We start from the raw sequence: 11,140 nt of genomic DNA on the forward strand, positions 1-11,140 counted from the left end.
TCCGAAAGTCCTTGACTTGTTTCAGTTTTTCTATTAAGCTCAACATATATTTTAAAAGTTGGCGGTCACTTTTCATTTTACCTGACAGTGATCGCTTTTACTTTTGATATTCTGATGGGAGAATGAAACAGCCCTAGGGTTTGGGGGGTTCTACCCCCCAAAAGCTTGGATTGATTGATAAAATCGGAAGTAATACCCAATTTTAGCAGAGAGTTTCCCTTTAAAAATCCCAGCTTAGTAGATTTACAAAAATGAGATGCACCAAGCAGGTTTACCAACCCACCCCTATAACTGATTTAGAAAAACCAACCGTAGGAATGAAGGCCTTTACCTAAAAGATTCACCCCCAAATAACATACCCAAACCACAACAAAACCACTGGCCGCTAGAATAGCTGGTTTTCTGCCCTGCCATCCCCGGGTAATGCGCGCATGGAGATAAGCGGCAAACACTAACCAAGTGATTAGCGCCCAAGTTTCTTTCGGATCCCAACTCCAATAGGAACCCCAAGCTTCATTCGCCCAAACTGCCCCGGCGATGATACCGATAGTGAGAAGGGGAAAACCGAGACCAATGACGCGATAACTGATATTATCGAGGGTTTCCGCCAAGCTGAGACGTTGGGGCGAAAGAGTCGCCATCGCTGTTAAGGTGGGAGTTAAAAGGGCGGTTGGGCCACCGTTAGCCGTTTCCAGGAAAATTGGGGCGGAAAGAGTGGTAGATAACTTATTTTGGAGACGATAGGCTCCCGTACCCACGGAACTGCCTTTTAACTCGATATTTTGACCTCTAGTGACGATCAGAAAAGCGATCGCCATCAGGGAACCCACCATCAAAGCAGCATAACTTAACATCATGACGCTAACGTGCATCATCAACCAATTCGATTTTAAAGCCGGAACCAAGGGCGCCGAAGTTTGCATTTCCCCGGGTAAGGACAAAGTGGCAAAAGCGGTAATCACCATGGCTACAGGAGTCGTCACCACCCCCACCAGGCGACTGCGGCTAGTGTACTCAGCAATTAAATGAACCGCAGTTACACCCCAAGCGAGAAAGAATAAAGATTCGTAAAGATTGCTAATGGGGAAATAACCCGCTTCTAACCAGCGCGCCCCCAATAAAGCGGCGATACAGAGGTTAGCGATGGCCACTCCCGTGCTGCCTAAGCCGGGCAACAAAGGTATGCTAGGAAAGGCTGCCCCGGCCCAATAAACCAGCATGGTTAAAAACAGGACTAAAAAAGAAGTGTTATCGAGAAAGTTCTCTAAGCTAACTAAATTCATGGGATTTCTCTCGTTTGTCGCTCGCTCGCTACCAAGTATTCCATCCTCTATCCTATCCCATCGGTAAGGCGATCGAGACAGGGAATTGTTAGCATGGACTTTGCATTTTCACTCTCACCCACCCTAAAAATTATGGCTAATCAAGAAGATAATAAATTTTCCTGGTCGCGTTTGCCTCTGTTAGGCAAAATCCTGATCATTTGTTCTGGTGTTGCCGCTTTAGGCTATTTTTTTATCCCTCGTCCCTCAGAATTGTCCAATATTCCCCTCGAACCCTACAGCGAATTTATCAGTAAAGTGGAACGGGGCGACATCAGTAAGGTCAGAATTGGCAATCAAGTCATCTTTTATCAATTAAAAAATCCTTTAGAATCCCTGCCTATTCCGGGTAATCCCCCCGTTAATCCCCCAGAATCAAGTAATCCCTTTCACGGTGATTCTAGTTCTCTGGGCAGCAAAACAAGCAGTAATCTAGTCTCCGGACGAGTTTTTGCCACGATTCCAGTCGATAACCCCCAATTACCCCAACTATTACAGCAAAAAGGCGTAATCTTCGAGGCGATTCCCGTGGCCGCAAACAGTTGGATCACCACTCTCCTCGCTTGGGTGGTTCCTCCCTTAATTTTAGTCGCCGCCATGCAGTTTCTGTTCTATCGCAACGATGACACCCGTAAATCGCTGCTTTTTAACAAAAATCTCGCTAAAGTTTACGGAGACGACGAAAAATATCCGATTACCTTCAGTGATGTGGCCGGGGCCGAGGAAGCAAAAACCGAGTTAAAGGAAATCGTCGAATTTCTCAAGGATGCCGAGCGCTTTAATAAAATTGGGGCGCGTATTCCTAAAGGTGTTCTCTTAGTCGGACCGCCGGGGACGGGAAAAACCCTCTTAGCAAAAGCGGTCGCGGGAGAAGCGGGAGTGACTTTTTTGAGCATTTCGGCCTCGGAATTCGTGGAGTTATTTGTCGGTACTGGGGCAGCCCGGGTGCGGGATCTATTTGCCCAAGCGAAGAAAAATGCCCCTAGCATCATTTTTATTGATGAATTGGACGCGATCGGTAAATCGAGAAGTTCGGGATCGGGAACTAGCGGCAGCAATGATGAGCGCGAGCAGACTTTAAACCAACTTTTGACAGAAATGGACGGTTTTAGCCCCAAAGAAGCCGTCGTCATCGTTTTAGCCGCCACCAATCGCCCAGAGACTCTTGATGCCGCTTTATTGCGTCCGGGGCGCTTTGATCGCCAAGTTCTGGTGGATCGTCCCGATTTAGCGGGAAGATGGGCAATTTTACAAATATACGCCGAACGAGTCCAGATGGGTGAAGATGTTAACCTCAAAGCGATCGCCACCCAAACCCCCGGTTTTGCCGGGGCCGATTTAGCCAATCTCGTCAATGAGGCTGCTCTCTTGGCTGCCCGTAATAATCGGGAAAAAGTCAGTCAAATTGATTTTAAAGAGGCGATAGAAAGAGTTATCGCCGGTTTAGAAAAGAAAAGTCGGGTTTTATCGGAAAAAGAAAAGAAAATCGTCGCTTATCACGAAGTTGGCCATGCTTTAGTCGGTGCAGTTATGCCGGGAGGTGGTCGGGTGGAGAAAATTTCCATCGTTCCCCGGGGTTTATCCGCTTTGGGTTATACCCTGAAAATTCCCACGGAAGACCGTTTTTTGATGACAGAAACCGAATTTAAAGAACAAATTACTATGTTATTGGGCGGTCGGGCAGCCGAAGAATTAATCTTTGGCAGTGTGACTAATGGCGCTTCCGATGATTTACAAAGGGCGACGGATATTGCTGAAAGAATGGTGACAATGTATGGTATGAGTAAATCCCTCGGCCCCCTAGCCTACGATAAAACAGGACAGGCTAATTTTTTAGGTAATAATCAGGGTAGTCCCAGGCGTTCGATCGGGGAAAATACGGCCAAAGCGATCGATGAAGAAGTTAAACAAATTATCGACGCTAGTTACCAAAAAGCCCTAGCAATTCTCAGTCACAACCGCAATTTATTAGAGTCGATTGCCACTAATCTTTTGACCACTGAAGTAATCGAAGGAGAAGAATTGCAAGAATTCTTAAACCAAGCGCAAATGGTCTGATCAATCCTCATAAATAGGGTTTGCTGAAAAAGTTTTTCGTGGGGACAGGGTGTGGGGTGTGGGGTGTGGGGAAGTGGGGAAGTGGGGAAGTGGGGAGAACAAAGCTGCCTTTTGCCTTTTGCCTTTTGCCTCTCCTCATAACTAGGGTCTGCTGAATAAATAGTCGAGAATATCTAACTTAAGGAGAGGGGAGGATCAAAGTATTAGAAAATTGATATTTCCCTGCTTTGACGGTTAATTTGCCCTCTTTCCATCCCAAAGAAACGGGAGAGTTATCTCGACTTAAACTGTTATAAAGGGCGAAATTTTTTGACCAATCGTGCTTTTGACCGTTACGAATTAACATCGGCAGTAGATTGATTTGATTATAGGTAAATTGTAAACTCTGCCCTTGACTGCCTTTAAATAAAACCCTGCCTTGGTTAATTTGAGTTAAATTTACTTGACTTTTTTGCTTAAATATGCTCTTGAAATTCTCATAACTACCCTGGGTTGCCGCTTCCCCCACTTCCAGAGCAAAACCCGCATAATTGTTACCTGTGGGTAAAGCTTGGTAGGTATTATCATCGGGATAAGGGGAATTAGGAATCTCGATCATTTCAGGAGAAGAAAGATTTATTAATCTCAGGGCTAACCAAGTTTTTTCTAATTGAATAAACCAGATATTATCATCTTTTTCTACCTTGGCAGTTTTCGGTAATTGCCAGAAAAAAGCTTGGTCTGCTGGACGTAACCAGATTAAAAGATTACGATATTGTCCGATTTCATCCCCAGGATTTTTGCCCGGTTTTACGCCATTTTTGCCAGTGTTAGCCACAAAAAAATCCACACCTTTATGTTGATTAAAGGCCATTAATTTAAACGGGGCCACATCGCCATCGGGGAAAGTTCCCACCAGACTACCCATTTGATAACTAGCCCCGATAAATTGAGTTTCCCAATAACCCGGACTTTGATTATTGCCCGGTTTCCAGTTTTCATACAGGGGTTTACTGGCGAGAATTTCTACCGGTTTATTAAAGTTTTTTCGGGCTAATTCCATCACTGCCAAAGGAGGACGATAACCACTGGTAATTAGATAAAAAGAGTCCAATTCCGGGCGATTATTGGGGACGGGAGTATCACCAAAGTATAGCCAAAAAGTGCGTGATGCGTGCGATCGCATTACCCCATGGCCATCACCATAATCGCGTTTTACAGGACCACCCCAACCACCGCGATAATATTTAACACTAGCGGCCATAGATAACCAATCTAAGGCCATTTTTGCCCATTGTTTAACTTCCGTATCTTGAGCAAAATCGTAGAGATTGAGATAGGGAGCAAAGGTATGACCGTGATAAACTTCTGAATCCCATTCTCCCATACCGATGTTATATAAAGCTGAAACGTAACGCTTAATTTTACTTTTATAAATTTGACGAGTTGCCTCATTTCCTGTTTCTTCGGCCATCAGATAAACCGATGTTTCGCGCATCGCTCGCAGGTTATCAGTATTGCGACTATCTACCCATAAACCCCGTCTTGTTATACTCCAATCATTACCCGTTCCTTGGCCAGTACCATGGATAGGATGGGGTCGTTGTAAAGGGTCGGTTTCTGTCCAAATTTTCGCCGCATTATACATTCTCTGACGATAAACTGGATCGAGATATTTTCCGAGAAGAAAATACTTTCTAATTTGTCCTTTTAGGGTAAAAGAAAAATAATAATCTATATAATCGGTGTGGGCCTGTTCCCGTTTTTGTGGGTCATCCTGCTGCAGGAAATCTAGGGCTTTTTGCCGGTTTCCTGCCAAGAAATCAAACATGGCCATAGGATAGGATCTTTTCTCGTTTTCTCCCCACAAATTGCCATAACTTTCTGCCTTAGCAAAATGGTTAATAACTTGCTTGGCCCTTTGTTGAAATTCTGCCTCTAATTCCGGTGTCCAATCGTTAAGATATTGGGGGTTAACTTCGGCAACGGGGAAGGAAGCGATCAAGTTTTGAGAAACAGAATAGAGGGAATTAAAGCCCATAGTAAATAGGGCAATTATTACCGCTAAAATTAGATATTTAATTCTAGATCCAATCGTCATCTTCGGCAAATTCATCGATGTTTCCTTGATTTTCTGGGGACTGAGGTTGATTTTCTTTATCTAATTGTAAAGGAACTGGTTCAGGAGGGATAATTTCTGGTAATAATTCTTCGGGTTTTTGACCATCTACCTCCACCACAATCATTTCTGTGACGGGAAACCAAAGTATGCGGCCTTGATCGTCACAAACCGTCAGCGATCGAGATTTATCTGGATTCTCCATGGCGAAGAAATCTCCTAACATTTTAGTGGGTAAAATATTCTTACTTTCACCCCCACTAACTCCTAAGAATATATATTCGTTACCTGTGGTTAAATGTTGGACAATAATCGCCATAGTTAAAAAATTCAGTCAATGAAATGTACTTATTGATAGTTGACTTTTGAATGATAGCTTTCAGCCTTAAGCTTTCCACTGATAACTGATTACTGATAACTGATAACTGATAACTGATTACTGGTCCTTGTTTGTCGAACCGGCGCCGCGGTATTTGAGAGATGAGGAGCGAATTGGGTTAGCCACCGTGGGATTATTGGTGATTTTAACCTCCGCACCGCGATATTTACCCCCTCGCTCCTTGACAGGAGCCTCGGTGACTGTTGGCTCGATATAGGTGGCGCCACGATACTTTTTCTCGCCGGCGGTTTCTGGAGTGGGGACGGGGAGATTCTTCTGCTCTTCTCGTCCTTGCCATAAAAAGGTGACGACAATCACAACTGTCAAGAGAATTAATAGCTGAATCTGCCAAGGAGCTAAAACCAGACTCAACACTAAACTAATTACCGTGGCGGCACTGGCGAGATAAGCGATCTCATCGCTGGACTTCTGCCAGAAATAGGCAGCCAAGGCAGCGGTGAATAGTGGTAATAAAAACGAATAGGACATTCTGGGTACACCTTGTCACGCTAGTGAACCGATCTCTCTATTATTACCTCCCTAGCTTCGATCGGCGAAAAATATTAACTTAGCTTATGTTACATATAAGTTTTATCTTGTCAATTCTTCTTTACAATTCGTAAAAATGCTGTTACATTTATTTACATGAGCTAAAAGTTAAAGCAAAACAGCCAAGACACCAAGCTGGTTCAGATTGTCTCGGAGAGTATCGGACAGCTGATGATTCCTTTAGTCTGAGACAACGGTGAAAAACTGGGCTGACTAGCTTAAAAAAGTTTTCGGGGTTTGGGTTTGCCCCATTGACAGATTTGCTTGAGTTCTCCTACATAACTTAGCGCTACCTCGGCTGGACACCGAGGTTTTTTATTTGGTTACAGCGTTTTCGACCAAGTAATACTAAATCCTGTTTAAAAGGTATAGGAGAGTGGGGTGTGGGGAGCAGGGAGTGGGGAGCAGGGAGAAACAATTGATAACTTGAGGGTTAATCACACTATTAAAAACGGATTTGGTATGAAACGTAGATACATTATTACTATCTAACAATTAATTGAGATTACCTACTTAATTAAAAATTAACTTCATTTTGATGTACAGAATCCAAATAAAACTTGATTACATCTTCCGATGTACCCTGACATTGCAACTGACCTTTATTTAGCCAAATTACTTGGTTACAGGACTCTTGAATTAAAGTCAAATCGTGGGAAACTACTAAAATAGTGGCGTTAGAATTCCAGAATTTTTTTAACCGTCGTTTACACTTATTTTTAAAACTTTCATCCCCGACGGAAAGGACTTCATCAAGAATAAGAATATCGGGGTGAACCTCCGTAGCGATCGCAAATCCTAAACGAGCCACCATCCCGGAAGAAAGAGATTTCACCGGCGCTCCCATATATTCTTCTAACTCAGCAAAGTCAAGGATATCTTTGGTTTTTTCCTTCATTTCCTGACGAGAAAATCCCAGCATTACCCCATAGAGAATAATATTATCTTTTACCGGTAAATCTGGATCAAAACCCGCTCCTAATTCAATTAGAGAGGCAATTTGTCCCCTGACTCTTACCTGTCCCTTTGTTGGTTCCAGAATACCACAAATGACTTTTAAGAGAGTAGATTTTCCTGCGCCATTAGCTCCAATGATACCTAATTTCGCTCCGGAATTAATGACTAAATCTATATCATCTAGAACTAATTTTTTGGCAGGTTGACGATATTTACCTTCAAGAATAGAGAAGATTGTCCTTTTTAGATCGTAGGAGAATTCTTCTTGAGTACGTCTTTCGAGAGACACTTGATCGAGTCGAATTACTTCTGTCATTTATAATAAATCCATAAATAAATGTCGCCAGAGTCGGAAGCAAGTCCAACCAATTCCTAAGATGATGATCCCACCGAATAGAGATTGAAAAATCAAACCAAAATCCGGTAATCCGGGGGAAAGGGACAATTGGCGAATACTTTCGATTACCGGCAATAATGGGTTTAATAGGAGGAATGGTTTTACGGAGGGAGGAATAATTTCCGGGGGATAGAAAATCGGGCTGCTAATCCAAGCGACAAAACAAACAATTTCGTAAAAATAGGGTAAGTCTCTGAAGAAAACGTAGAGGGTACTGACAAAAAAACCCACTCCCGTGCAAACCATAGAAAGACCGATCACGGGAAAAATCAGAGCAATTACATTAATTAAACTTTGAGATTTCCAAAGAGTTACTATAGCCAAAAGGGGAAAGATACTAATAGCAAATTGAAAAATATTTGCCACTACCATCGAAACGGGAAAGATGCTAACCGGCAGACGAATTTTATTTAGAATACTGCCATTACCAACGATACTAGGTAAAGCTTGGTTAGTGGAAGCATTAAAGAAATTTATTACTACTAAACCGGTGAAAGCCGCTAGGACATAGTTAACTATAGAATTATCAAAATAAGAGGCGAAAACCGTGCCGAAAATTGCCGTGTATAGTGCAGTCATAATCAGGGGATTTAACAAGGACCAGTAAACCCCCAGAAAAGAACCCCGATAGCGTCCCTTGAGATTACGTTCCACTAAAACACTAAGCAACTCGTAATATCGCCGCGCTGTTGACCATCTAGTTTTTGTCTGGAGATCGGTCATAGGGATAATTGTCATCTCGTCAGTATTCAGTGCTTTATTCTAAACGATTACCGTCAATTTTGTCTATCGATCGAGAGGGGACTCTAGTTTTTATCCAGTTCCCGACGACTCTCCCTCTCGGGAAAAAGTTCCCTTCCTAGGCCATTTATCTGGCTCAAAAAGCTTAAAACCCGCTAAAAGCCTCTTTTTTTAGGGTTAAACTCGGTTTTTAGGGACAGCCTCAGCTAATTGACCTAGACTCTAGCAGGTTTGACAATAAAATAGACATCAGATAAAAGCCAAGAAATGCCGATTTAAACACAGCTAATCTCAGAAAAACCGGAGTCAAAAACCGATAACTGAACAACTTCCTAACAGCCAAACCAAGAATTTAATCTAATTTATGTCCCGTCAGTTCCACAAAGATATCTTCGAGGTTGGAAGGGCGACACATTACGCCAGTTTTATCGCTCAAACTGTCAAGATAGGCATTGGCATCAGCCACGGTGGGGAAGAATTTATAATCGATTTTATCGCCAACTTGTTTGATAACTAAACCCTCGCCATACTTAGTGCGAAAATCCGTTAGAGTTCCTAATTCGATTAATTTGCCCGCATCCATAATACCAATTCTGCCCGGTTTTCCCGTGGCGTTATCCTGACAGAGAAATTCCACTTCTTCCATGTAGTGAGTGGTTAATAAAATTGTCATTCCTTGCTGGTTTAAATCGCGAATTACTTCCCACAAACGACGACGATTTTGGGGGTCTAAACCGACTGTCGGTTCATCGAGAAAGAGGATTTTTGGTTCGTGAAGAAGAGCGCGAGCAATCTGTAAACGTCGTTTCATCCCTCCGGAAAGAGTTTTGGCAAGGGCAGATTTTCGATCGCTTAAACTGACATAATCTAAATAGCGATCGATTAATTCCTGTCTCTGGGGATTGGGGATATGGTGCATCCGGCCGTGAAATTCCAGATTTTCCCAGACGGTTAATTCCCCATCAACGCTAATCTGTTGCAAGACTACCCCGATATTTCTTTTCACCTGATCGCGGTATTTTTTCACATCATACCCCGCCACTGCGATTTCTCCTTGACTTGCTTCGGTGAGGGTGATAATCATGCGGATTGTCGTCGATTTTCCCGCACCATTGGGACCGAGTAAACCAAAGATTTCCCCTTTTTCGATGGTAAAGGAAAGCTCGTTAACTACTGGGAGATTGTTATAGATTTTAGAAACGCGATCGAGAGCAATAGCGGCGGTCATAGTTACAAAAGTTAATATTCTAGCTATGGATTAGTGTAGCCGAATTAGCCTAACTCGACTCCGATTTGATCGGGAGCATCTCGCAGTGGTCATATCGACTGTGGTTTTATATCGTCACAATCAGATTAGAATACGGATAAAAAATTTTGACTTTGCTGGTATCAGATGCGAGTTTTTGTGGCGATTCTCTGTTTATATCTAGGAATAGGGGAATTTTTCCTCCATCCCCCGATTAGTCTGGGCAATTCCCGTACCGCAACCACGGCAACCCGAACGGAAACCCGTTTGCTGCTGAATTTAAAAAAAAGACGGGTTTTTGTTTACCAAGGACAGAAAATAATCGCTTCTTACCCAGTGGCGATCGGTCGTCCGGGTTGGGAAACCCCAACGGGACAATTTAGGGTGATTCAGATGGTGCGGGAACCGGTCTGGGAACATCCTTTCACTGGGCAACTGGTGCCATCGGGAAAAAACAACCCTTTAGGGGCGCGTTGGATCGGATTTTGGACCGATGGTGCGAATTTTATCGGTTTTCACGGCACACCGCAAGAAAATCTCATCGGCCGGGCCGTCTCCCACGGTTGCGTCAGGATGCGCGATCGAGATATAAAGGCTTTATTTGAAAGGGTACAAATCGGCACTTCAGTGATAGTAATCGCTCAATAGAAACAATGGGACAAAATGTCACATTTACCAACACTTTACCCCCATGATGTCGAGAGAGCCGTCTTCAGGCGTAATTTAGATAGTCAACAGTTTAAAATGAAAGAAACTAAGCTAAGAGGATAAGCGTTGAATATTATTGAACTAATCGGGATCGTGGCGGGAATATTAACCACTGTCTCCTTTTTACCCCAAGTGATTAAAACTTGGCGTTATCGTTCCGCTAAGGACTTGTCCCTAACTATGTTTATTTGCTTTTGTCTGGGGGTTTTTCTTTGGCTAATCTACGGGATTTATGTGAGCAGTAAACCGATTATTATCGCTAATTTTGTTACCTTTATCTTAGCGGGGACAATTCTCTATTTTAAGATTAAATATGATTAAAATAACTGGCAATCTCTTGCGGATCTATTGGCTCACGTCAACGAAGGCAGCAGGCGGTTGGCAGGGGGCCGTGTCAACTTAAAGAATTTTGTGTTAAGATGTTGATACCCAGTCTAGCATTGTCAAAATGTTTGTACTAGAATACAAAGTTAAGCCAAAACCTAATCAGATAGAAGCCATTAATGAAGCAATACGAACAACCCAATTTGTTCGGAATAAAGTCCTGCGTTATTGGATGGATAATCGGGGTGTTGGCAAAACAGAGTTATTTCGGTACAACACAGCATTAAGGAAAGAGTTGAAATTTGTTGATGATTTAAACTCCCATGCTTGCCAGACTGCTGTAGAAAGAACCTTGCGGGCA

Annotated in this window: 10 protein-coding genes and 1 pseudogene; 4 read left to right on the forward strand and 7 right to left on the reverse strand. The window is 43.0% G+C overall.

Annotation, left to right across the window (positions count from 1 at the left end):
- Positions 1-296: 296 nt before the first annotated feature.
- Entirely contained in the window at positions 297-1,283 is a 987-nt protein-coding gene (gene ccsB, locus IM479_RS17245; protein ID WP_287685706.1) for a c-type cytochrome biogenesis protein CcsB, read from the reverse strand.
- A 132-nt stretch (positions 1,284-1,415) separates the two neighbouring features.
- Here ccsB and ftsH point away from each other — a divergent pair, with 132 nt between their 5' ends.
- On the forward strand, positions 1,416-3,380 hold the full coding sequence (gene ftsH / locus IM479_RS17250) for an ATP-dependent zinc metalloprotease FtsH (protein WP_287685707.1): 1,965 nt from the start codon (positions 1,416-1,418) through the stop codon (positions 3,378-3,380).
- Between the two features lie 178 nt (positions 3,381-3,558).
- Here ftsH and IM479_RS17255 read toward each other — a convergent pair whose 3' ends face one another.
- From IM479_RS17255 to IM479_RS17280, 6 genes are all read right to left on the reverse strand, one after another.
- Complete coding sequence (locus tag IM479_RS17255; RefSeq protein ID WP_287685709.1) at positions 3,559-5,475, reverse strand: hypothetical protein; 1,917 nt, start codon at positions 5,473-5,475, stop codon at positions 3,559-3,561.
- Complete coding sequence (locus tag IM479_RS17260) at positions 5,444-5,797, reverse strand: hypothetical protein (RefSeq protein WP_286825831.1); 354 nt, start codon at positions 5,795-5,797, stop codon at positions 5,444-5,446. The genes IM479_RS17255 and IM479_RS17260 overlap by 32 nt, the downstream gene beginning before the upstream one ends.
- Positions 5,798-5,914: 117 nt before the next feature.
- A complete protein-coding gene (locus IM479_RS17265) occupies positions 5,915-6,346 on the reverse strand; it encodes a DUF4278 domain-containing protein (RefSeq protein ID WP_287685122.1) in 432 nt (143 codons plus the stop codon).
- Between the two features lie 577 nt (positions 6,347-6,923).
- Positions 6,924-7,679 carry an ABC transporter ATP-binding protein gene (locus IM479_RS17270; protein WP_287685123.1) on the reverse strand — a complete coding sequence of 252 codons (756 nt, stop codon included), beginning with the start codon at positions 7,677-7,679 and terminating at the stop codon, positions 6,924-6,926.
- Positions 7,680-8,483 (reverse strand): ABC transporter permease, encoded by an 804-nt coding sequence (locus tag IM479_RS17275; protein WP_287685124.1) that lies wholly within the window; start codon positions 8,481-8,483, stop codon positions 7,680-7,682.
- Positions 8,484-8,853: 370 nt separating this feature from the next.
- Positions 8,854-9,729 carry an ABC transporter ATP-binding protein gene (locus IM479_RS17280; protein ID WP_286826334.1) on the reverse strand — a complete coding sequence of 292 codons (876 nt, stop codon included), beginning with the start codon at positions 9,727-9,729 and terminating at the stop codon, positions 8,854-8,856.
- A gap of 165 nt (positions 9,730-9,894) precedes the next feature.
- Here IM479_RS17280 and IM479_RS17285 point away from each other — a divergent pair, with 165 nt between their 5' ends.
- From IM479_RS17285 to IM479_RS17295, 3 genes and pseudogenes are all read left to right on the forward strand, one after another.
- Entirely contained in the window at positions 9,895-10,395 is a 501-nt protein-coding gene (locus tag IM479_RS17285) for a L,D-transpeptidase (RefSeq protein ID WP_286826775.1), read from the forward strand.
- Between the two features lie 126 nt (positions 10,396-10,521).
- Positions 10,522-10,776: a SemiSWEET transporter gene (locus IM479_RS17290; RefSeq protein ID WP_286826774.1), complete on the forward strand. Its 255-nt coding sequence runs from the start codon at positions 10,522-10,524 to the stop codon at positions 10,774-10,776.
- 127 nt (positions 10,777-10,903) lie between these two features.
- A pseudogene (locus IM479_RS17295) lies at positions 10,904-11,140 on the forward strand (RNA-guided endonuclease TnpB family protein); the annotation flags it as partial.

It is taken from the genome of Microcystis sp. M165S2 (assembly GCF_020245885.1).
In the GTDB taxonomy this organism is placed as follows: Bacteria; Cyanobacteriota; Cyanobacteriia; order Cyanobacteriales; family Microcystaceae; genus Microcystis.

Excerpts from the sequence above, each read along its gene's own strand:
- IM479_RS17285 (WP_286826775.1), top strand. The coding sequence starts at position 9,895 with ATGCGAGTTTTTGTGGCGATTCTCTGTTTATATCTAGGAATAGGGGAA.
- IM479_RS17270 (WP_287685123.1), bottom strand. The coding sequence starts at position 7,679 with ATGACAGAAGTAATTCGACTCGATCAAGTGTCTCTCGAAAGACGTACT.
- IM479_RS17265 (WP_287685122.1), bottom strand. The coding sequence starts at position 6,346 with ATGTCCTATTCGTTTTTATTACCACTATTCACCGCTGCCTTGGCTGCC.
- IM479_RS17255 (WP_287685709.1), bottom strand. The coding sequence starts at position 5,475 with ATGAATTTGCCGAAGATGACGATTGGATCTAGAATTAAATATCTAATT.
- ccsB (WP_287685706.1), bottom strand. The coding sequence starts at position 1,283 with ATGAATTTAGTTAGCTTAGAGAACTTTCTCGATAACACTTCTTTTTTA.
- IM479_RS17280 (WP_286826334.1), bottom strand. The coding sequence starts at position 9,729 with ATGACCGCCGCTATTGCTCTCGATCGCGTTTCTAAAATCTATAACAAT.
- ftsH (WP_287685707.1), top strand. The coding sequence starts at position 1,416 with ATGGCTAATCAAGAAGATAATAAATTTTCCTGGTCGCGTTTGCCTCTG.
- IM479_RS17275 (WP_287685124.1), bottom strand. The coding sequence starts at position 8,483 with ATGACCGATCTCCAGACAAAAACTAGATGGTCAACAGCGCGGCGATAT.
- IM479_RS17260 (WP_286825831.1), bottom strand. The coding sequence starts at position 5,797 with ATGGCGATTATTGTCCAACATTTAACCACAGGTAACGAATATATATTC.